20 protein-coding genes and 1 pseudogene are annotated in these 20920 nt (G+C 35.0%); 13 read left to right on the top strand and 8 right to left on the bottom strand.

What is annotated here, in order from left to right; all coding sequences use genetic code 11:
• Positions 1-8 precede the first annotated feature (8 nt).
• Both AC5XHR_RS04775 and AC5XHR_RS04770 read left to right on the top strand, forming a co-directional pair.
• The gene (locus AC5XHR_RS04775) at positions 9-1379 is read left to right on the top strand and encodes a peptidylprolyl isomerase (protein WP_495949628.1); all 1371 of its coding nucleotides are present in this window, start codon (positions 9-11) and stop codon (positions 1377-1379) included.
• A 93-nt stretch (positions 1380-1472) separates the two neighbouring features.
• A complete protein-coding gene (locus AC5XHR_RS04770) occupies positions 1473-2462 on the top strand; it encodes an NAD(P)H-dependent flavin oxidoreductase (protein ID WP_495949627.1) in 990 nt (329 codons plus the stop codon).
• 123 nt (positions 2463-2585) lie between these two features.
• On the opposite strand, the gene AC5XHR_RS04765 is transcribed toward AC5XHR_RS04770, so the two are convergent.
• Positions 2586-2873, bottom strand: a complete 288-nt coding sequence (locus AC5XHR_RS04765) for a rhodanese-like domain-containing protein (protein ID WP_495949626.1) — start codon at positions 2871-2873, stop codon at positions 2586-2588.
• 100 nt (positions 2874-2973) lie between these two features.
• Here AC5XHR_RS04765 and queG point away from each other — a divergent pair, with 100 nt between their 5' ends.
• From queG to AC5XHR_RS04750, 3 genes are all read left to right on the top strand, one after another.
• The gene (gene queG, locus AC5XHR_RS04760) at positions 2974-3924 is read left to right on the top strand and encodes a tRNA epoxyqueuosine(34) reductase QueG (RefSeq protein WP_495949625.1); all 951 of its coding nucleotides are present in this window, start codon (positions 2974-2976) and stop codon (positions 3922-3924) included.
• A gap of 313 nt (positions 3925-4237) precedes the next feature.
• Positions 4238-4918 carry a TIGR02117 family protein gene (locus tag AC5XHR_RS04755; RefSeq protein ID WP_495949624.1) on the top strand — a complete coding sequence of 227 codons (681 nt, stop codon included), beginning with the start codon at positions 4238-4240 and terminating at the stop codon, positions 4916-4918.
• Entirely contained in the window at positions 4915-5562 is a 648-nt protein-coding gene (locus AC5XHR_RS04750; protein ID WP_495949623.1) for a murein L,D-transpeptidase catalytic domain-containing protein, read from the top strand. The genes AC5XHR_RS04755 and AC5XHR_RS04750 overlap by 4 nt, the downstream gene beginning before the upstream one ends.
• A 174-nt stretch (positions 5563-5736) precedes the next feature.
• Here AC5XHR_RS04750 and AC5XHR_RS04745 read toward each other — a convergent pair.
• The 6 genes and pseudogenes from AC5XHR_RS04745 to AC5XHR_RS04720 all read right to left on the bottom strand — a co-directional run.
• Positions 5737-5880, bottom strand: a pseudogene (locus tag AC5XHR_RS04745) (IS481 family transposase); the annotation flags it as partial.
• 546 nt (positions 5881-6426) lie between these two features.
• Positions 6427-7095 (bottom strand): hypothetical protein, encoded by a 669-nt coding sequence (locus tag AC5XHR_RS04740; RefSeq protein WP_495949622.1) that lies wholly within the window; start codon positions 7093-7095, stop codon positions 6427-6429.
• 65 nt (positions 7096-7160) lie between these two features.
• Positions 7161-8063 carry a helix-turn-helix domain-containing protein gene (locus tag AC5XHR_RS04735; protein ID WP_495949621.1) on the bottom strand — a complete coding sequence of 301 codons (903 nt, stop codon included), beginning with the start codon at positions 8061-8063 and terminating at the stop codon, positions 7161-7163.
• A gap of 603 nt (positions 8064-8666) precedes the next feature.
• Positions 8667-8972: a DUF4298 domain-containing protein gene (locus tag AC5XHR_RS04730; RefSeq protein ID WP_495949620.1), complete on the bottom strand. Its 306-nt coding sequence runs from the start codon at positions 8970-8972 to the stop codon at positions 8667-8669.
• 256 nt (positions 8973-9228) lie between these two features.
• Positions 9229-10047, bottom strand: a complete 819-nt coding sequence (locus AC5XHR_RS04725) for an alpha/beta hydrolase (protein WP_495949619.1) — start codon at positions 10045-10047, stop codon at positions 9229-9231.
• 239 nt (positions 10048-10286) lie between these two features.
• On the bottom strand, positions 10287-10472 hold the full coding sequence (locus tag AC5XHR_RS04720) for a hypothetical protein (RefSeq protein WP_495949618.1): 186 nt from the start codon (positions 10470-10472) through the stop codon (positions 10287-10289).
• Between the two features lie 168 nt (positions 10473-10640).
• On the opposite strand from AC5XHR_RS04720, the gene AC5XHR_RS04715 reads away from it, so the two are divergent.
• From AC5XHR_RS04715 to AC5XHR_RS04680, 8 genes are all read left to right on the top strand, one after another.
• Positions 10641-11204: a DUF2975 domain-containing protein gene (locus AC5XHR_RS04715; RefSeq protein ID WP_495949617.1), complete on the top strand. Its 564-nt coding sequence runs from the start codon at positions 10641-10643 to the stop codon at positions 11202-11204.
• A 2-nt stretch (positions 11205-11206) separates the two neighbouring features.
• Complete coding sequence (locus tag AC5XHR_RS04710) at positions 11207-11410, top strand: helix-turn-helix domain-containing protein (protein ID WP_495949616.1); 204 nt, start codon at positions 11207-11209, stop codon at positions 11408-11410.
• 12 nt (positions 11411-11422) lie between these two features.
• Complete coding sequence (locus AC5XHR_RS04705) at positions 11423-11851, top strand: ankyrin repeat domain-containing protein (protein ID WP_495949615.1); 429 nt, start codon at positions 11423-11425, stop codon at positions 11849-11851.
• A gap of 297 nt (positions 11852-12148) precedes the next feature.
• Entirely contained in the window at positions 12149-12586 is a 438-nt protein-coding gene (locus tag AC5XHR_RS04700) for a transposase (RefSeq protein WP_495949614.1), read from the top strand.
• A gap of 5 nt (positions 12587-12591) precedes the next feature.
• Positions 12592-12918, top strand: coding sequence for a helix-turn-helix domain-containing protein (locus tag AC5XHR_RS04695; protein ID WP_495949613.1), 327 nt, complete (start codon positions 12592-12594; stop codon positions 12916-12918).
• A 38-nt stretch (positions 12919-12956) separates the two neighbouring features.
• On the top strand, positions 12957-13523 hold the full coding sequence (locus tag AC5XHR_RS04690) for a hypothetical protein (RefSeq protein ID WP_495949612.1): 567 nt from the start codon (positions 12957-12959) through the stop codon (positions 13521-13523).
• Between the two features lie 87 nt (positions 13524-13610).
• Positions 13611-18713 (top strand): phage tail-like protein, encoded by a 5103-nt coding sequence (locus tag AC5XHR_RS04685; RefSeq protein ID WP_495949611.1) that lies wholly within the window; start codon positions 13611-13613, stop codon positions 18711-18713.
• An 87-nt stretch (positions 18714-18800) separates the two neighbouring features.
• Positions 18801-19328, top strand: coding sequence for a phage tail-like protein (locus AC5XHR_RS04680; RefSeq protein ID WP_495949610.1), 528 nt, complete (start codon positions 18801-18803; stop codon positions 19326-19328).
• Positions 19329-19403: 75 nt separating this feature from the next.
• On the opposite strand, the gene AC5XHR_RS04675 is transcribed toward AC5XHR_RS04680, so the two are convergent.
• Positions 19404-20801: a helix-turn-helix domain-containing protein gene (locus tag AC5XHR_RS04675; RefSeq protein WP_495949609.1), complete on the bottom strand. Its 1398-nt coding sequence runs from the start codon at positions 20799-20801 to the stop codon at positions 19404-19406.
• Between the last annotated feature and the right edge of the window lie 119 nt (positions 20802-20920).

Genomic DNA, 20920 nt, shown 5'->3' with positions numbered 1-20920 from the left:
TTAGAAGAATGTTACAAAGTAAGAGGGTTTTAGCCCTAGTTCTGTTTGTTTTTACGGTTTTTTCATCACAAATTCATGCTCAAGCCAAGCCAGGCGAGTTGATTGATGGCATTGCAGCGGTTATCGGAAACGAAATCGTTTTAGAATCCGATATTCTAGAGCAAATGAATTTTTCAAAACAAGAAGGAAATCAAGTAAACGATAAATGCGAATTTTTAGGAAGACTCCTGAATAATAAATTATTGATTTACGAAGCAAAGCGTGATACCTTAATTGAAAATCGTGCGGATGCCATCCGTGAAATGTCGAATAATAAATTTCAACAAATTGCAGCTCAGTTTCCAGACGAAAAAGCGATGCTAAAAGCATACGGTTTCCGTACAGCGTATGAGATGAAAACGATGATTGAAAAGTACGATTCTGATCAATATTACGGACAAGAAAAATATAAAAGAGTCACTTCGGGTGCGGATATGACGCCAAATGAAGTAACCGATTTTTACAATCAGTATAAATTTCAACTTCCAGAAGTGAAAGATGAGGTTTCTTTGGCGCAAATCGTGATGTATCCTAAACTTACCGAAGCGCATAAACAAGAGCTTCGCGATAAGTTACTGAAGATTAAAAAAGATATTGAAGGCGGTGAAACCTTCGAAAATATGGCACGAATTTACTCTGAAGATCCAGGTTCGGCTTCGAATGGAGGTTTGTATACCAATGTAGCGAAAGGTCAAATGGTAAAACCTTTTGAAGCAGCTGCTTTAAATCTTCAAGAAGGTGAAATGTCCGAGCCAGTAGAATCCGATTATGGTTTCCACTTAATTCAGTTGGTTAAAAAATCGGGTAAGAACTACGATGTAAAACATATTTTGTTGAACTCGACTCCTACAAAAGAGGAAATGATCGCTGCAAAAAAAGAATTGGATAGCATCCGAACGTTAATTGAGGAAAAGAAAATGACGTTTAGAGAAGCGGCTTATAAGTTTTCTGACGATAAAGGAACGAAATTCAACGCTGGAGTTATAACGAACCAAGATGGGAAAGATAAGCTTGAAAAAGTGAATTTGCCAGCTGTGGTAGCGTATCAAATCGCTGGACTTAATAAAGGCGATATGACGGAGGTTTATGAAGATGAAGCGAATAAAAGAAAAACGGTGAATATGTTGATGATAAACGATGTGATTCCTGCGCACCAATTGGATATTGCAACCGATTATGAACGTATCCGTGAGTTTGCTTTGAATAAGAAACGTGGCGAGATGGTAGAAAAATATGTGAAAGAGCAATTGCCGAGCATATTTGTTTCCATTAACAAGCGTTACGATACTTGCGAATTCAACAGCTTACTGAAAAAAGAAGTTCCCGTAGCAAAGAACTAATTTTATTTAAGATAAACTAAAAACCTCGATTTTTTCGAGGTTTTTCTTTTTTTACCATTTTTGAAGTTTCTCAAAAAGTCTTATTTTAGCTTCATGAGTAATTTTATCGATTTCGGAGCAGCTACGAAGCTGAAACAAGCTCAAGAAAGCCAAAACAAGGTCTCACAATTATTTAGTATTCAATATCCAATTATCCAAGGCGGAATGATATGGCATTCGGGTTGGCGTTTGGCCGCTGCAGTGTCCAATAACGGCGGATTAGGGCTAATCGGAGCCGGAAGTATGTATCCGGATATTCTTCGAGAGAACATCCAAAAATGCAAGCAAGCAACGACGAAACCTTTTGGGGTGAATATTCCGATGTTGTATCCTGATTTGGAGGAAATTATTCAAATTATTTTAGAAGAAAAGGTTGAAATTGTTTTTACATCTGCTGGAAATCCAAAAACCTACACGGAAATGTTCCAAAAAGAAGGACGAAAGGTTGCTCACGTTGTTTCATCTACCAAATTTGCAATAAAATGTGAAGATGCTGGTGTTGATGCCATTGTTGCTGAAGGTTTTGAAGCGGGTGGACATAACGGGCGTGATGAAACGACAACGTTTTGCTTAATTCCGAATGTTCGTCAACATATTTCAAAACCATTAATCGCCGCTGGTGGAATCGCTTTGGGTTCGCAAATGCGTGCTGCCATGGTTTTAGGAGCGGATGGAGTTCAGATTGGGTCACGTTTCGCGGCGACGGAAGAAGCTAGTAGCCACGATAATTGGAAGGAGAAAATTACGCAATTGCAAGAAGGTGATACGTTTTTAACGTTGAAAGAATTGGCTCCGGTTCGTATGGTTAAAAATGAATTTTATAACCAAGTTGAACAGATTTACCAAGAAGGAAAAGATGTCGAGAAACTGAAAACTCTTTTAGGAAGAGGTCGTTCAAAAAAAGGAATGTTTGAAGGTAACCTTACCGAAGGCGAATTAGAAATTGGTCAAGTAAGTGCTCTAATTAAAGACATTTTGCCTGTTTCTAAGGTTTTTGAAAACCTTTTGGAAGAGTTTGAGAACTCGGCGAATGTTAATTTTTAAAGAAAAATTTGCTGGTTTAGCGTACTTTCCTATATTTACAAAAATTGAAAGAATAGGTCTTCGGATCTTTTGTTAATATGAATGAAAACGAAAACTGCTCCTTTTGGGAGCAGTTTTTTTATTTTAGATAGCCTCAATTTTTTCCTTTAGTTCGGCCCATCCGCCACCGTTGTAGCCTTCTTTTAAGCCTTCAGCAGTTAATAAATCCAATGCTTTTCCGCTTCGGTTTCCACTTCTACAAAAAAGAACTACAGGTCCTTCGATAGCCAAAATTTCTTCTTTTCGATCTTCAACTTGTCCCAAAGGAATATTTTCCGCTCCTGGAATATTTCCGTCCATATCCAATTCTAGTGGCTCACGAACGTCGATTAATTTATAATTTCCTGATTGTAATACTTCTTCTAATGACATAATGTTCTGGTTTTTTGATATTTTAAATTTAAAAAGCACAACTTTTCATGGAAAAGCCGACTAACAAATTTATAAAATAATGTTAGTTTTGCAAACGAAAATGAAGTCTTCCTTAGCAGAAATCCACAGTACATTAATTAAAACCAAAGCTATTGAGTTTGGTTTCACGTCGTGCGGAATTTCAAAAGCTGATTTTTTGGAAGAGGAAGCGCCTCATTTTGAGAAATGGTTACGGAATAATTTCCATGGCGAGATGGGCTATATGGAGAATTATTTTGATAAACGTCTTGATCCCAGATTGCTTGTGGAAGGAAGTAAATCGGTCATTTCATTAGCGTACAACTATTTTCCAGAAGAAACCTTAGCGCAAGATTTTAAAATCTCGAAGTATGCCTATGGAGAAGATTATCATGACGTAATTAAAGCTATATTGCGTGATTTAGTTGCGGAATTGCAAGACGAAATCGGCGAATTTGGATTTCGAATTTTCGTTGATTCAGCTCCCGTTTTAGAGCGTGCTTGGGCAAAAAAATCGGGAATCGGCTGGATGGGGAAGAATGCGAATATTATTTCCAAACAAAAAGGATCGTTTTTCTTTTTAGCGGAGATTATTTGCGATTTGGATTTAATTGCCGATCATCCTACAACCGATCATTGCGGAACATGTCGAAAATGCATAGACGCGTGTCCTACAGAGGCTATTGTTTCGGATAAAATTATCGATGGAAGTAAATGCATTTCGTATGCGACGATTGAGTTGAAAGACAGTATTCCAAGTTATTTTGAAGATAAAATGGAAGATTGGATGTTTGGCTGCGATATCTGTCAGGATGTTTGTCCGTGGAACCGATTTTCAACGCCACATAAGCAACCGAAATTTGCTCCGAATTCCTTTTTGAAAACATATAAAAAAGAAGATTGGAAGGATATTACACAGGAATTATTTTCAGAAATATTTAGAAAATCTCCCGTAAAAAGAACGAAGTATGCAGGCTTGATGCGAAATATGAAGTTCTTAGAAAACGATTTGAAAAAAGGGGGAAATGATTGAGCTCGCTTAGTAGGTAAGGAGAAAAATGGAGAGTCGAAAAGTTTGCTTACACGAAATAAGCGATATGAAAATGAAAGGAAAAAGAAGTTTTAGCGTTTTTTCTGAACTCTTTTTGGCGGAAATTTCACTCGGTTTTTTAGTCTTTTTTGAGATTTACTTTTCTTGTGCATATCATTTTGTTTTTTGGTGTAACTAAATCTAAGTAAAATTTTTGTTTCTTCCAAATTGAATTTGATTTTGTAGTAATTTATTAATATAGCTCGATAATCATTGAATTATTCTAAACGAAAACTTATATTTGAAAAAAAATCACGTGAAGAAAATTTTAAAAAACATACTAAAAGCCGTAGGAATACTTCTTGGAATTGTTCTTGTTTACGCGCTTTTCGGCTATTTACTACCGTATATTCCTGTTTCTGCAGAGAAAACGAACGATCCCAAGACAGTCGATATTTATATTCTAACGAATGGAGTTCATACGGATTTAGTTGTTCCGGTGGTGAATGATATTTACGATTGGCGTCAAGAAATCCCTTTCGAAAACACCAAATCAAAGCGTACGGATTTCAACTATCTTTCTGTAGGTTGGGGAGACAAAGGTTTTTATTTGGATACACCAACTTGGGCTGATTTAAAATTTTCAACAGCCGTAAAAGCAGCGTTTTGGATGAGCGAATCGGCGATGCATTGCACATTTTACAATCAAATGAAAGAAGGCGAAGATTGCGTCAAAATTTCTGTTACTGATGCTCAATACAAACGATTGGTGAAGTTTATTCAAGATAAATTTGATCGTGATTCTGCTGGAAAAGTGATTTTGATTCCGACCAATGCGGTTTATGGAAATGATGATGCGTTTTATGATGCGAAAAGTAGCTACAGTTTTCTTAATACATGCAATACGTGGGCGAATGATGGTCTGAAGGCGGCTGGACAAAAAGCAGCACTTTGGACACCAACCGATTTCGGAATTTTTCAACATTATAAAAAATGAGAAACTTTCTCTTCCTAATCGTTTTTACTTTAATTCAATGTCAGAAAGAGCCGAATTTGACTCAAAACTCTTCTTCTTTACATGAAGTGGAAGCGATTTTGGAAAAGCCGAAGGTTAATCTTGAAAAGTTGAAGTCAAAAGCCGACGAAGCATTAAAATTTGTAGAGGCCAAGAAATACAATGCTGAATTCTGTATTTTGGTGGATATGAGCTTGCATTCGGGAGTCAATCGCTTTTTCATTTGGGATTTTGCAAAGCAAGAAATTTCCCATCAATTTTTAGTCGGTCATGGATGTGGCTCTGCCTCATGGAGTTCAGACGATACCAAAGAAAATCCCACTTTTTCTAATGTAGATGGAAGTCATCTTTCGTCTTTGGGAAAATATAAATTAGGAGCTCGGGGAACAAGCGAGTGGGGAATTGGTGTCAAATATCTCATGCACGGTTTAGAAGAAACCAATTCGAATGCCTTGCCGCGTTTTATTGTCTTCCATTCTTGGAATTTGATGAGCGATGCAGAAGTTTACCCAAAAGGTTCCCCGGAAGGTTGGGGTTGTCCAACGATATCAAATAACGCCTTAAAAACGTTAGACCCAATGCTTCAAAAATCTAAAAAACCCGTTCTTTTTTGGATTTATAATTAGATTTTGACTTTGACTTAAATTTTTTTCTCTGATTTCCAGAAGATAGGGAGTGGATTCTAATTTTTCACCGCGGTGCCAACATTTTTATTGGGAATATAGTGACTTATAATATCATTTTCTCAATACTATTGTCATACTTGTCGTACTTCATCACTTCGTAGACTTTAAATTTAATTATTTTAGTTTAGATTTTAATATTTCGTAAGGAGTTTTTCCTTTAAAAGATCCATGAGGTCTATTGAAGTTATAAAAATTTTCCCATTCTTCTAATTTCTGATTTAAATCAACATCATCCGTATAGCTTAGAAGTTGATAAAAATATCATTTACATGTTAATTATGAATATAATTTATTTTTCCATTTTAATGTGGAGATATATTGACTTTTTATACGCATATCTTAAATTAACGATTTAAAGTAAAATAAACAAACTGATTTTTAAAATCAAATGGTTGAAAAATGGAAATGTTTTTTTTCTTTGACAAAACTTGACATTAGGGGTTTCTGTACTATTGCACACAACGGAAAAAGTATTTACTTCGTACAGTTCCCTGCGCTAGTGTGGCGAAATCGAAGATTCGCCGAAGGCAATTGCTGGCTTAATTTGAACAAATGTTCAAGTTCAGATAACTTTTTAACTTCGCCGAACCACTTCGTTAGGTTTCAGATTATCTAGATTAAGAAAAGAAAGAACCCATTATGAAACTGAAAGTTCGCCGATTCCTTTAAAAAGTTAAACAAGAAAAAGGCAAAAGCAGCGGCGGATAAATTTTTCGAATCTTTCTATTTATATAACCCCGCATTTGACTTCGTAGAACTACTTCGTTAGGTTTTGCCAATACGATGTTGTGTGCCGTATTTTTCTTAAAAAAGGTTTACAGCAACAAATCCTCCGAAATTATTTTTATTGGTTTTCAAAGGTCCATACCAATCAAAATTGGCCGCGGCCCCGAAAGTAATATCTTTATAAGTTAACCCAGCACGAAGCATTATATAACTTCTTGTATGAAAGTCATATCCTAGATTATGGGTATATAATCCTTGTAATCTTGTATAGATATTTAATTTTTCGGTTAGTTTTGGTTTATATTCTATTAAAGCAAGCGCGTCAAAATTTGCATTTTTTGATAGATCAACTCTTGGATTTACTACTGCTAATAATTCTTGATTACCATAAGAGAAAATAGCTCCTGCCGATGGACGGATTCCATCAATAGGATTCCAAATAAAACCGCTTGACAAGTCAATTCCTCTAACTATACTGTATGTCAGATTCCCCTGAACCATATAATCGTTCATTTTTGGTTCTCCCCATTCGGGTTGGATATTGGTAACACCAAAAAAGCCAAGTTTAGGTACACTTTGCAATTTTTTATTGATAATCATCTGATAAGCCAATGCACGGTCGCCTGCAAAAGTTTCCATAAAAATAGGCGGATTTTTTGGCACAGGAGGCACATTATCCTGTGCTTTGGCTGAAAAAACAGACATAAATAAAGTTGTTCCTAAAAGTACTTTGTTGAAATAATACATAATTTAAAATTGTTTTGTGCAAAATTAAATCTCCAACCTAGGACTTTAATGCAATAACAAATCAATTATTGGTATTTTTCAATCATTTTTCGATACTCTAATGGAGTTTGTTCAGATCGTTTTTTAAAAAACTTACCAAAATAGGAGATATCATTGAAACCTAAATCAAATGCAATTTCACCTACGTCTTTTGAAGTTTGTAAAAGAAGTACTTTAGCTTCTTGTATGAGAATTTCATTATAGACCGTTTGAGCTGATTTACCCAAGTGATTTTTTATGGTTTTATTCAGATGATTTGGAGTAATATGTAATATTTCTGCTAATTCACTAATGGTATACCCTTTATCCAAATTGGCAGTAATCAATTTGATGTAATCTGATGTTATGTCTCGTTTTCTGCTAATTTTTTCGGAATTGATTTCTGTTTTTTGAAAGCTTATTTCTGTAATAACAGTTCGTAAGTATTGGACAATTAGCCTCTTGTTTTGGTTCCAATTATTTCTATACAGATTGTTGATGATTTTGAGTAATTGACAGATTCGCTCTGTTCTGTCTTTGTCTATTGTTATTTTATTTAATTTATCACTTAGTTGCCAATTCAGCAAAATTGAATTGTCAGCAAGAAAATCATCAGAGAAATGACAATAAAAACCATTAATATTTTCCGAATAAAAGTCCGTAGTAGAAACTTGTAGTTGCGGTACAATTACTAATTCGTTTTTGTGAATTTCATACGAATTGATACCGACTTGTCTTTTGGCAAAACCATCGGTAACAATGAAAAAATCATTCACTGTTTTTTTATGCGGTGGTAATGGCAGTTTCAGATTTATTGTTTTGTCGTTCAGAGCGTGAATGAAAAAGTTGTTTATACTTTCTCTCCATACTTCTTGATTTTTAGTAAAGTCAACAAATTGATTTTTAAAATCAAATGGTTGAAAAATGGAAATTTTTTTTTTCTTTGACAAAACTTGACATTAGGGGTTTCTGTTCTATTGCACACAACGGAAAAGGTATTTACTTCGTACAGTTAGCTGCGCTCGTGTGGCGAAATCGAAGATTCGCCGAAGGCAATTGCGAGCTTACTTTGAACAAATGTTCAAGTTCAGATAACTTTTTAACTTCGCCGAACCACTTCGTTAGGTTTCAGATTGTTAAAATTAAAGAAAAAAACAATATGAAACTGAACGTTCGCCGATTCTTTTTAAAAAATTAAACGAGACAGAGGCAAAAGCAGCGGCGGAAAACTATTTCCACTTTTTCTATTTTATATGTAACCCTGCATTTGACTTTGTCGAACCATTTCGTTAGGTTTTGCCAATACACTGTTATTCGATGTGGTATTTTACAGTTTTTGTTGGTCAGGTTCAGTGCGAAGTTTGTAAAGGTCAGAGTTGAAAAATTGAAAGAAATTCTGAAGGTTCTGAGCATGTATCTTGAAGCGGGCGGCTTAAAAAATTTATCAAGGAAATCTTCTCCCATATTATACTTCAGCTCCGAAAATAGGTATGCGTATCATTGGAAAAACACTACATCCAATATCTTACTTAAAAATAAAAACTTTGAAACCATTAATTTTCCAAAGCACTGGTTGCCGCTTTCAGCATCCTTAACGCTAATTCTCTCTGTGCTCCAAACAAGTTGTACAATGTGTCCTCCGCCAAAATACCGCAAGCTAAATCTTGGGGAAACTCATTTTTCTCACTACTTTCGTAATCTTCGCGCCATTGCTGACTACCGTAGTAATCCATCAGCTGTTTGTATTTTGGAAGAAGGATTTCCCATTCATCCAGCTTAACATTAATTTGATCTAATAAGTCTGAAAAACTGTTGTGAAATTCTTCCTTTTCTTTAATGTTCAAAATTCTTTCGTTCATAGAGATAAAGATAAAAATTAATATTCCAGAAACAAAATCATTTTATGCACATAAACTATTTCTATACATAACTACCAAATATTGTGATTCACTCAAGAACGGTGTTTTTCGGCACTATATCGTATAACGAGCCGTGTCTTGGTGACTTGCGGACTAAAAGTGAACTTTATTTCCATTTTTGGCCAAACGAAGATGATGTTTTTTGGGCATAGAACCACTTATTTAGGTTTTGCCAATATAATGTTAGCTAACGTTTTTATTCAGCTTTGTTTAAAGTCCAAATTAATGCTTTTTCTTTCGTTGCTCTAAATATTGTCGTGTGTTTTTCTTTTGGTTCGTCAGCGTAATTCCATTTCAAATTTATAAGGCTTTCTGTTTTTAATATACCTGCTAACTCTTTTGTATAAGGTGCAATATCTTTGGCATTTGAGCTAGCAAACCAAAGTCGCTTATCAGTTGTAGGAAATTTCGTTACATGTTCTTTAGCCGTTCTAACTAAATAATGATTGTTCCACCATAATGAAGGATCAAAAGCAATATAATTGTCGAACATTTCGGGCGTTAAAAAAAATGTTTCCATCACAAAAAGTCCAGATGCGGATTCTCCTATAATACTTTTTTCTTTTGTTGTTCGGTAACGTCGGTTTATTTCAGGGAAAAGTTCGTCTTTAATAAATGCTCTGAATTTTTCTGAACCACCAACAATTGGTGCAATTTTTTTGTCTTCTTCAATTTCAGTAAATCCTGTTAAATCTCGTCTTCTTTGCGTATTTTCAATGCCTACAAGAATAACTGGTTTGATTTTTTTTTCTTTGATGAGTTTTGCAAGCGTATTTGCAATATGAGGGAAGTCTTCTTTTGTACCTCCATCAGCCATATAAATTACCGATAAAGAATCCGTGCTTGTTTTGTAATTTTCAGGTGTCCATACATTAATGACTCTATCCTCGTTAACTTGTTTAGATTTAATCGTAAAAGTTTCGTGTTTGGGAATTGGATCATTTGTTTTTGAGGTAGTAGAACAACTTGTTAAGTATAAAATTCCGATCAAAAAAACGTAATATAATGTCTTCATTTCAATATCCTTATTTGGTTTTACTCTGCTTTATAAAATGTCAGCTAGCGAGCCGCATATTGGCGATAATGACGGACTAGAAAGCGAAAACTTTCAATCTTGCACTAAGCTAAGCTGCAGCCTTTTATTATTTTCTAAATTTATGGAAAAAGGAAATATAAAAGGCTGTTGCGACAAAAAAAGGAGAAACTTTCAATTTCTCCCTTAATGCCATTTCGCCAATACGATGTTATCCGCAGTCATAATTTGCATCCACTAATTCCAGTTGCACAACCAGCAAAATAGCTCTCCAAATTTACTTTTAAATTATGTTTTTTGAAAATTTCTCTTACTTTTTCACTATTTTCATATTCTTTCGCATATTTTAGAACTTGCAGTTTCTTTACAAAAGTTAAATATGCCTTGATTTCTTGTGTCTTTTTCATTTCCATAAGTCTATATTAGTTTTTTTGCTAATCTAGCCTATGAAGTTATGACGTAGTCACATCTCTTTGTTTTTAAGATATTTAAATAACTTTTTTAAAATTTATTTCCTAGAAATTATCGTATTACGATAAAAAGATGTAAAATTGCAATAAAAAAATATTGTAATCATGAAATTAACGTTCCCTAAAATTATTTATGGTTTTGCCAAACTAAGTTTTATTCTCAGCCTTTTGCTGTTTTTGTATATCGTATTTGGAGTAATTTGTTTTCTTATTCAGGAACAAGGATGGTTTCACTTTGATTTCTTGAATATTGGACATACGGGATCTGGTCAAGAAGTAATTAGTATGAAACTCCCATTTGTTGATCTCGTAGTTTCTTTTCCTCCTAGTTTGTATCAGATGGCATCGATGATTTTGTTTTTTGCTTTATACAGCTTCTATTTTTATTTGATGATGCGATTCTTTGCAATTTTTTCTTCAAATAATTCATTTTCTACATCCAATTTAAAGGCTGCAAAACGTTTTCTATGGATTAATATTATACCCATTATTCTTTTGATAGCGTACACTATTTATAAAGCTATTAGTTCAGGGTCAGCTATAAATTTACTAGATGATGGATTGATTCTAATTTTTCTGCATGTATTTGTGATTATTCTGGTTTTGTTATACCAAGATATTATCAAAAAAGGAATCGTATTACAAGAACAAACTGATTTAACAATATAAGTATGGCTATAGTTTTTAATATCGATGTAATGCTTGCGAAACGAAAAATGCAGTCTCAAGAACTCGCCGATAAAATTGGAATTACCCAAGCGAATCTTTCCATTCTTAAAACAGGAAAAGCCAAGGCTTTGAAAATATCAACCTTAGAGGCTTTGTGTAAAGCACTCGATTGTCAACCAGCTGATTTATTAGAATATCAACCTTAAAATAAAAAAACGATGAAAAATGTACGATTTGGACTTTTAGTTTTACTAGGGTCTATGTGCTTATTTGGTGCTCAAGAATTAAATGCGGATCAAGTTTACGCATTCAAATATGATGATGTAGAAAAGTTTAAAACGGCATTTGCTGAAAAGCATAATCAATGTTTCTTGGTTAACAAAAAAACGTATTCTCCCATTGTAATTGCAATAAAGACGGATAGAATAAAGGTTTTTCAATATTTAATTGATTCGAAATCTGACATCGAAAAGTCCTGTGAAGACAAAACGCCGCTAATGTACGCCGCTCAGTATGGAAAATTAGACATGGTAAAAGAGCTTCTAAAAGCTGGTGCAAAAAAAGATGTGTCAAATCCTAAAGGAAACAAAGCTTTGGATTATGCCGTACGTGAGAATAATACTGCAATCATCGAACTGCTGAAGTAGATTCAAATTGCGTAAAATTAAAAATCCTCTATCAACCTTGGTTGGAGAGGATTTTTTTTCCTATTTTTTTTATCTTCTTTTTCATTTTTACTGGAAAATCTAAAATAAAATAAACCATATTTCGATTGAGCTACTTTTCTCTCCAATTTACTATTTTACAAAATAAGTATTCTGATTTTCAATTATTTAGTAAGAAAATAGGTTTCCGTATTTTCTTTCTTTCACTATGAGTTAAGTGAGAATTCCCAATCTCTATTTATACTTTTGCTGCAAAACAAACACAAATTTTGCGGAGAAATGCTATTTAAAGAGATACATATTGGAGATCTTATAAAAGAACGTATTGAGGAGGTAGGTATTGAAACTACGCACTTATGTAGTGCATTACGCATTTCTGAAAATCAACTTCTGTCCGTTTTAGCCAATCCCGCAATTAAAACGGATACACTCTTGAAAGTATCCAAAATTTTGGATTACGATTTCTTCCGCTGCTACAGTCAGCACCTTATTTTATACGCACCACTTTCTGCAAAAAAGAAAACAGATAAGCCCAAGCTTCCTGTTTTCCGCAAAAACATTTATACGCAAGAAATTATTCAATTTATTCTTGAACAGTTACGAACGGAAAAAATGTCTAAAACTGCCGTAATGGAGCGCTATAATATTCCAAAAACCACTCTTTACAAGTGGATATCAAAATACGATCAGGTAGTTGAACGGCCAAATCATTTATGATGAAGATGAAGGAGAATGGGGGCAAACCGAACTATTTACAAATCTTCAAAGATATTTTGAACGAGAAATTTCCGGATAAGAAGATTGCAGAAATAGAACTGGCAAGTGAGAAAGAGCTAAGTGTTTCTGAGGTTTTAAAGTTTAATAAGCTCGTATTTGGAAAAGAGGCAGCTATGAAAGGGAATGGAAAGTTTCGGTCTTATGATAAGGAAACGATTTTATCGATTTTACATTATCAAAAACGAAACTATTGTTCGAATTCTGAATTGGCACGCATCTATAACGTGAGTCGAAATTCGATTTCGGCTTGGAAAAAGGTCTTTAAAGTCTAGTTAGAAAAAGTAAGTAAGAAGCTATTGATAGATAATTTATGAGAATTAACCGCAGATATCATGTAGTGATGGTGACTTTTTACCGAAAGTTACTCGCTACGCTGTTTATTCTTTTCAATATTTCTGTCTTTGCTACTCATTCAGTTGAAGATTCATCAACGACAAACCAGCAAATAGCTGAAATTTACGTTTATGGTGATGCCGTGGTAAGTAACCAAAATTTACTTACGAATTCTAAGATCGTCAAAATACCCAACGAGAAAAAGTTCAAAAACAGTCCTAGGGTTGTAGAGGTTCGCTCTCGAGAGAAAATCACAAAGGAAATTGTAAAAACATCGGAAAAGAAAAAGCTTCCGCAAGATGTTTTTATTCGGACTAATTTTTCAATTCCTGTCAACTCTAATTTCACGAAAGGATCATATTCGCGTGTTACGAGTTTGCTTCCAGATGTACATGTAATTGTGCTATGGAAACGGACATTTTACTATACCGTAAAAAATCGCATTGAAGAGCCAAAAGTTCTTTTTAGAACTCTAGTGGATAGTAACTTTTCGCAAAAATTCTTGCACGAGTTTTCCGTGAGGCCACCACCATTTTTGATCTAATATCAAATTCAAAGAGTCAATCTGACTTACTATAAGAATTAGGAAAATTCTTATTTCAAAACAATACAATTTAAATACAAATAGATAATGAAAAATAAATATTTTTTAGTTTTTCTTATGATGTTATTGAGCATTTATAAGATTAATGCTCAAAATATAACGATAAATTCAGGAGACATGCCCGTCAATTTGGTGGCATGTGGTGATCCTGGGACGTTTAAGTTTAATGTTTATGGACCACTTCCTTCTGGAACGGTTATCTCTACAACATTACCCGACGGAGTTAAATTTAACACCTTGGTTTCTGGTAACGTTACAGCAACGCCAACGCCAACGGGAGTTGATTTTACCTTGACTAGTGCGCTTACGTCAGCTTCAGATTTAACAACTATAGCCTATACCGTGACTGTTCCGTGTAGCCCAACGATTAATTCAGGAACCATTACGTACAAAACCGGAGCTTTGAGCAAAGAAGTGGCTTTACCGAATGTACAATACTCGCTTCTTGAAGTAACAACGGTTACGCCAGCAAGTGCAACAATTAATGTATTAGGGACTCAAGATTATACATATAACGTAAGACAAAGTGCAAACACGTATAGTAATAATATCAAAATATACATTACCCACAGCACTAATGTTTCTGTAACATCTCCTGTAGGTGTGTTAACACTGGGGACGCCTTCCGGAACTTCACAAACGGATGTTTTAGAGCTTACTGGTGCGCAAATCGCAACCATTGGGAATAAAAATACCCGTTTTGAAGAAAATGAAGTTTATTCGAACAAAATTTCGGTTAAACTTTTGAGTTGTACGACTGGAGAGACAATAAGTTTTAAACCAGGTTACGGATGCGATACAACAACCGCATGTCAAACAGGGAATACATCATCTGTCGGTTTAACAGGAACCGTGTTAGGAGATCCAAAACTAACAATGACCCAAACAAAACAACCTTGGCCAGGATTTTTAACCAGTGAAGCGGATACAGCAAACTACACACTAACCAATACAGGGACCGGTCCAGCATTAAAAATAAAAATTCAGTTTGGTTTTGCCACAAATGGTGATACGCCATTAAAAAAAGCATACTTAAACTTCTTTAATTTTAAAGTAAATGGGAACTCTATGTCTGATGATGCTAATGATGTTGCCCAATTTAATTTTACTACAGACCCTGATGGTGCTGGAGTTGGTTTAGAAGACTTGGATGGAGATGGGTATTTTAACGATTTACCAGCTGGAAAATCGGTGAATATCACGGCGATGCTAGAACAATTGATGACAACCATGAATGAAGCGTGTAAGCCAGGATATTATAACGGAGCGGGAACTAGTGGTGTTGATGCGGTAAAATGGAGATTGATAAACTTCAATTCTTGTGGGGTAGATAAATCATTTAACGAAGCGAATAGTGCTTTAGGAACAAATACACCTTTTACGATGGGGGTTATTAACCAATCATCAGATATTATTGCACCAAATGGAAATGTGAATTTTGACGCTGTTACAAATAACACTTTTTCAGCAACCTATACTTTTGGAGCGAATGCAACCACGATTTCGTCTGGTGCAGGGTTCAATATAAATGCTCGAAACGCATTTTGGAGAGTGAAAGTCCTATTACCTCCTGGAGTTATTCCAAATACGGCAATAACGCCAACGTATTCGGATACGGCAAAGTATTCTCTTACCTACAATTCCTCGGTAAGTGATCCTCAAAATCATATTTACTATTATGACTTAAAACCTACTGCTTCTAACCAAGGTGCAGCAAACTTAGCAATTACAGGAAGATTAACTGTACCATTAAAAGTAGATGGAAGTTGTAATAGTAATGGTGTTTATAATGTGAAGTTTTCTGCAGCATTATTTAGAGATGCTACCAATGTGTATATTCCAGAATTAGGATGTAGTACATCTCCAAACTTCTCACTAGGATGTGGGACTTCTCAAGGCTTGAACATTGATAGTTTTGATATGAAAAGACAAACTTTTAGATATACAAATGCTGCGGGTACAACGCTTGCAGTTGAGAGTAATATTCCAGGAGGTGAACTTAATAATTATCTGAATGGAGATAAGGGAGTTATGGCATATCGATTAACTTTAATCGATCCAAAATTTACGTCCGCAACCCTAACACTTGAATACGATCAGCACAATTGGTTGGCACCAGGTGTTGCAAATGGAGGAATAAAGGCAATAACAGGTTCTTACACAGACCCAACAACTGGAGTTTCTACACCTTTTACTATTCCTGCTGCTTCTGCAAATACTTATTATACTTCCAACGCAAGCTATACAGGAAGTGATGGAAAAGCGAAAACATCTTATGTTTTTGATATTATGAAATTATTTCAAACTGGCGGTCCGTTGGCTGGTATCACACGCGCTGCAAATGCAAAAATTAGTTTCAATCCTCAGTTTGTTGTGAATCAAGATTTATATTCGTTAAACGCAAATACTCCAATAGATTCCAATACAGGATATGTGCTAACAGGGATTAATACCTACCCAACTGTAACGCTAGGGGGAAATACAATTGTTGGAGGAAATAAAGCTGATAAAGCCACAATTTTTTCATATTATGTAGAAAACTCAATTACAGGGCCATCAACAATAATTGCTGCGCAGTGTACCGAAAGTTCATTTTCGTTTCAATTAGAATTTTCTCGAAATAGTAGTAAGGTTGGAAATTTATTTCCAACAGAATACCGATATAATCAAAAGATTGATAGAGTTGAAGTATTGGTTCCTGCAGGAATTACACTTGTAAAAGGACAAACAACACAAAGTATCCCGGGAGGTACGTCAATAAAAATTTCGGATCCTTTAGTTACCTATGGATTTGATATCGATGGAAAGCCTAATCCAATTGGATTATTTGATAAGTATACGTTCATAAATGATGGTACTTGGCTGCGTCAAAGAGCGACCAATAATTTTGATTTCTCAAGTTTTAATTTTCGATTTACAGTAAATAATTTCTACAGAACGTATGAGCAAACGCAACCACAATTCAGAATTTGGCCAAATGTAGCAACAGGACAATTTTCTTTGAATTTTGATACACCTAGAACGATTACGGGAAGTGCAGGGACGATTGGTGTAAGTACTACCAATATTTCTTTGTTGAATTATGTGGTAACATCGGCAGCGCCTAACCATACAACGGCTACCAATACGGCATCTTGGCCATTAACGATTACCAACACGTCTACTTCAGCAATTTCTAATTTTTGGATAGCTATTGAAGTTCCGAATAACAACATCACGCCAACATTGTGGGATGGTGCCACTCAAATTACGATGGAGAGTTATGGAACAGGAAAATATTGGGCAAAAGTAGGAAGTTTACCAGTGGGCGCAAAAACCTTCACGATAAAATCGAACAGTTTTACCGTATGTGGAACCGATTCTTTTAAAGTGAAAACAAGTTTTGAGTGTTCTGGATACCCTACAGATCCTACAATAGGATTTGAAAGCCAAGGAAAGAGACCTTTATGGACAGCTCCAGACGTTGACATGAGCATCACAACGCAAAACCCGGCTTTGACAATAGAATCTTCCGTAAATAGCAGTGGTAACCAATCGTTCTCAATTTGTGCACCAATAGACGAAACATTAAAGGTTACCAATGGAGCCAATGGGTATGCCTACAAAATAGAACCTACGCTTTCTTTCCCAACAGGAATGCATTTTGTAGCGGGAAGTTTTAAAGTGAACTACAACGGAGTTGATTACGCAATTTCTGATCCAACATTGGTTAGTGGAAATACGTTTAAAGTAAATATTTACTCTAATAATAGCATTCCATTTGTAACTTCAGGACTTCCTGGAACATCCAATTCGGTTGATCCAAAATCCTTCATCTTAAAATATCAAGTAGCTACTGTTTGTTATACAGGAGGTGTTGGAAACTATATTTCAGGTTCGAAAATTGGTTATACTATTCCGTATCAATCAGGATGTCAAGCGCAAATGACCGCTTTAAAATTAGATTCACAACCAATTGAATTAGGAGGTGGAATTCAAGGAAAAACCTATGTGAATAGCTTAATTACACTTGAAAATCCAAATAATATTGGAAATCATCAGATTAACGATGGTGAAGAAATGAGAATAACAGTAATTAATCAAGGTGATGCAGTTTCTTCATTAGAAACGATTAAGGTTTTTGTAGATCCGGCGTATGATTATCAACCAAATTCGTATTCACTTCAAGCGGGTAATAATTATAGTGGTATGCCAGCTGTAAATGAGCCAACATCGGTGATTGATGGAACTGGAAAACGTCAAATTATCTGGACGATTCCAAAAGGCTATAGCAACGCAAGTGGAGCAAATACCATTCAGTTTAATTTTAAGTTAAAAGTGGTGAATACTTCGGCGTTAAGTTGTGCAGCGACAAACGAAGTGGTCATGAATACTTTTATCGGTACAACTTTAACGTGTGCTATTAATGGAAATTCATGTGAATTGGAATATCCTACGGGAACAAACCAAAAAGTAACCCTAAAAGCTTTCAAACCTAGTATTACAGCAACGGTTGCAAATAGTAGTTTTACGGCCGTTGGAACATCTACTAATTATACCATCAATTATACGATTACAGACACAGATGCAACCTATGATGTGAAGTCTCAATTGAAATTAATGCTTTATAACGACGCAAATAATAATGGCGTTGTTGATTCGGGTGAACAATTGTTAGACACACAATATACAACTGCATCAGTAGCACCATCAGCTACAAGTTCGGGTACAATGGTAGGTTTTTATGTGGGGAATGCTCAAAATTATGTGTTAGTTATTGATTCTAATCCAACAATTTCTAATATCTGTAGTCCAGTTTCAATTCCTGTAAAATCCTATTGTTATAAACCGGGAGCAACGACGGGAACTACTTTAGATACAAAACATGGTATAACTGCTTTAGGAAGAGCAGGTTCTACGGGTGATAATTGGCCAATGGTGAGAAAAGGAGCTTGGACAGCGTTGGAGGCTAAAACAAAAGGTTTTGTCGTAAATAGATTAACAACAGCTCAAATTACAGCTTTAGCACAACCTGTTGAAGGGATGATGGTTTACGACACCGTTGATAACTGTCTTAAAGTGTATACAACAAAAGATAAAGGAGCAACATTTGGTTGGTATTGTATGGTACAGCAAACTTGTCCAAACTAACCTTTGAAGTTTTTTAAAAATCAGGAGCCGATGAGGAGTTTGTTCAGAAAAACTCCTTAATTGGTTCCGAAAATTAAATTTAATCGCATGAAAAAATACTATATCGCTTTAGCTTTAACAATTTCATTGTATGGTTTAAAAGCACAGGTTAATATCGGTGGTACAACAATTAGTTCGCCTTCCGTTTCTTTAGAATTTGGATCGGGAAACAAAGGAATTGTATTGCCATGGGTAACATCAGATGTCAACGTTGCAAATGCAGGAGTTGTTGATGGAACTTTAATTTTTGATTCTACAGATAAAAAAGTAAAATTAAGATCATCAGGAATCTGGAAAGATCTTACACAAGATACCACAGGAAAAGTAGATTTGTCTCTACAAGCAACAAAAACGGAATTAGCTTCCGCAAAAGCGGTTATTGGTAGCAATGGAGGTTCGGATACAACGCCTGGTGTTTTGGTTCTTTCGGACACGAATAAAGCAATGATTCTTCCTAAAGTAGAAAGTCCACATTTAAACATTAGTAATCCTGCGGCGGGAATGATGGTTTATGATACCGTTGCGCGCCAATTAGCTGTTTATAACGGTACGGTTTGGACATTTTGGAAGCCTTAATTCTAAATTTTAAATGATTAACAACAAACTCCTCACAAATTGTGAGGAGTTTGTCTTTTTATTGTGAAGTTAAGATTACGAATGTGATTCGTTCTCTTCAATTTTAAATTTTATGAATGTTGAAGGTGAAACTCCTAATTTTTCTTTGAAAACTTTCGCAAATTGGGTATGCGATGAAAAACCTGACATTTCTGCCAGTACGGCAATTTTGTATTGCAACAATTTCGGGTTTTCATGCATTTCTTTAACAATGTAATTTATCCTAATATCATTAAGATAGGATGCAAAATCCGAGTTTCGATAGGTTTTTAAAATATAATGTAGATACTTAGAATTGGTGTTTAAAAGCGTACACATTTGCGTAGCTGTAAGTCCTCTTTTGGTAAATTGTTTCCGATCTTCAAATTGTTGAAGTTTTTTAATTAATTCCTTTTCCGTTTCAGCGTTGATGAAGCTTTCTTTCTCCGTATGATTTTTTATAAGTTTGTCTTCATCGTGTAACTTTTGAGACTGCAATTGACTCATAATCTCATTACTATTTTCGTGAAATACTTTTTTTTGTTTCGCCAATCGTATTCTATAAAAAGCAAAAAATCCGATAAGCAAAAGTGCTAGAGAGCCCGCAATAATCGCTAGTTTGAAGTATTTATTTTCCCGCTCTTCAAGCGTATTTTTTAATTTTCGTGTTTCTTTTTCGGTTAACTTTTGCGAAACCGTTGTTTGCTTTTTGTTTATGTCTTGCAATTCTTGAAGCAATAAAACTCGTTTTTCTGCGGTATCATTGCAATTAGCCAATCGTTCCTTAATAATTTCCTTGGTTACAACGGGCGATTTGTATTTTACAGAAATTTGCGCTGCTTTATCAAAATAGATTTTTACCAAATTTTCGTCTTTATCAGCTTTAGCAATAAGCGCCTTGTCCATATAATAGAAATCCAACATATTTATGGCGGATTCTGTTGTGATTTTTGCCAGTATATCTTCAGCCTTTTGCATTGTGATTTTGGCTTGGGCGATATTTCCGCATTTGATATAGACGTAACAAAGCTGTGATAGTATAGCAAATTGATATCGGTAGCTGCCATCAGTTTCTGTAGAAGTTTCGAGAAGTTTTGCATAAAATGCTTCTCTCGTTTTTGCCGATTCACAATATTTTTCATCAATATCATAAATCTTCATCTGTGAATATAAAAGGTACATTGCCCTGTTGTATTCATCTGTTTCTTTAGCAAGAACGTTCAACTTGGCAAAAGCTTCATCAGATTCAAAAATTAAACCCGCCCTACGATACGACTGAATTTGCGATTGTAAAAGCATTAGTTTGGAGTCTATATCATTAGACTTATCATTGTATGGTTGTGCTTTTTCTAAATATTTTATCGCGCCAACAAAATCTCCAGAACTATAGCTAATGTCGCCCAACATTAAATAGGCCAACGCAAAATCATTATCGCTTTGGGCGTAACTAAGCATTAATTTGCCGTTTTCTAATTGCGGCGGTTCATTTATTTTTATCTTAAAATAGTAGTGTTCGAACTTTGCTTTCTTTTCTTTATCAATTTTTTCTTGAGCCAAGATAAAAATCGAAAATA

Source organism: Kaistella sp. CFF1-2 (genome assembly GCF_059509915.1).
The sequence above is the reverse complement of the archived record's forward strand: the minus strand, read 5'-3'. Positions and strand labels throughout refer to the sequence as shown.

Excerpts from the sequence above, each read along its gene's own strand:
- AC5XHR_RS04775 (WP_495949628.1), top strand. The coding sequence starts at position 9 with ATGTTACAAAGTAAGAGGGTTTTAGCCCTAGTTCTGTTTGTTTTTACG.
- AC5XHR_RS04770 (WP_495949627.1), top strand. The coding sequence starts at position 1,473 with ATGAGTAATTTTATCGATTTCGGAGCAGCTACGAAGCTGAAACAAGCT.
- AC5XHR_RS04765 (WP_495949626.1), bottom strand. The coding sequence starts at position 2,873 with ATGTCATTAGAAGAAGTATTACAATCAGGAAATTATAAATTAATCGAC.
- queG (WP_495949625.1), top strand. The coding sequence starts at position 2,974 with ATGAAGTCTTCCTTAGCAGAAATCCACAGTACATTAATTAAAACCAAA.
- AC5XHR_RS04750 (WP_495949623.1), top strand. The coding sequence starts at position 4,915 with ATGAGAAACTTTCTCTTCCTAATCGTTTTTACTTTAATTCAATGTCAG.
- AC5XHR_RS04740 (WP_495949622.1), bottom strand. The coding sequence starts at position 7,095 with ATGTATTATTTCAACAAAGTACTTTTAGGAACAACTTTATTTATGTCT.
- AC5XHR_RS04730 (WP_495949620.1), bottom strand. The coding sequence starts at position 8,972 with ATGAACGAAAGAATTTTGAACATTAAAGAAAAGGAAGAATTTCACAAC.
- AC5XHR_RS04725 (WP_495949619.1), bottom strand. The coding sequence starts at position 10,047 with ATGAAGACATTATATTACGTTTTTTTGATCGGAATTTTATACTTAACA.
- AC5XHR_RS04720 (WP_495949618.1), bottom strand. The coding sequence starts at position 10,472 with ATGAAAAAGACACAAGAAATCAAGGCATATTTAACTTTTGTAAAGAAA.
- AC5XHR_RS04715 (WP_495949617.1), top strand. The coding sequence starts at position 10,641 with ATGAAATTAACGTTCCCTAAAATTATTTATGGTTTTGCCAAACTAAGT.
- AC5XHR_RS04710 (WP_495949616.1), top strand. The coding sequence starts at position 11,207 with ATGGCTATAGTTTTTAATATCGATGTAATGCTTGCGAAACGAAAAATG.
- AC5XHR_RS04705 (WP_495949615.1), top strand. The coding sequence starts at position 11,423 with ATGAAAAATGTACGATTTGGACTTTTAGTTTTACTAGGGTCTATGTGC.
- AC5XHR_RS04700 (WP_495949614.1), top strand. The coding sequence starts at position 12,149 with ATGCTATTTAAAGAGATACATATTGGAGATCTTATAAAAGAACGTATT.
- AC5XHR_RS04695 (WP_495949613.1), top strand. The coding sequence starts at position 12,592 with ATGAAGGAGAATGGGGGCAAACCGAACTATTTACAAATCTTCAAAGAT.
- AC5XHR_RS04690 (WP_495949612.1), top strand. The coding sequence starts at position 12,957 with ATGAGAATTAACCGCAGATATCATGTAGTGATGGTGACTTTTTACCGA.
- AC5XHR_RS04685 (WP_495949611.1), top strand. The coding sequence starts at position 13,611 with ATGAAAAATAAATATTTTTTAGTTTTTCTTATGATGTTATTGAGCATT.
- AC5XHR_RS04680 (WP_495949610.1), top strand. The coding sequence starts at position 18,801 with ATGAAAAAATACTATATCGCTTTAGCTTTAACAATTTCATTGTATGGT.
- AC5XHR_RS04675 (WP_495949609.1), bottom strand. The coding sequence starts at position 20,801 with ATGCTTAGTTACGCCCAAAGCGATAATGATTTTGCGTTGGCCTATTTA.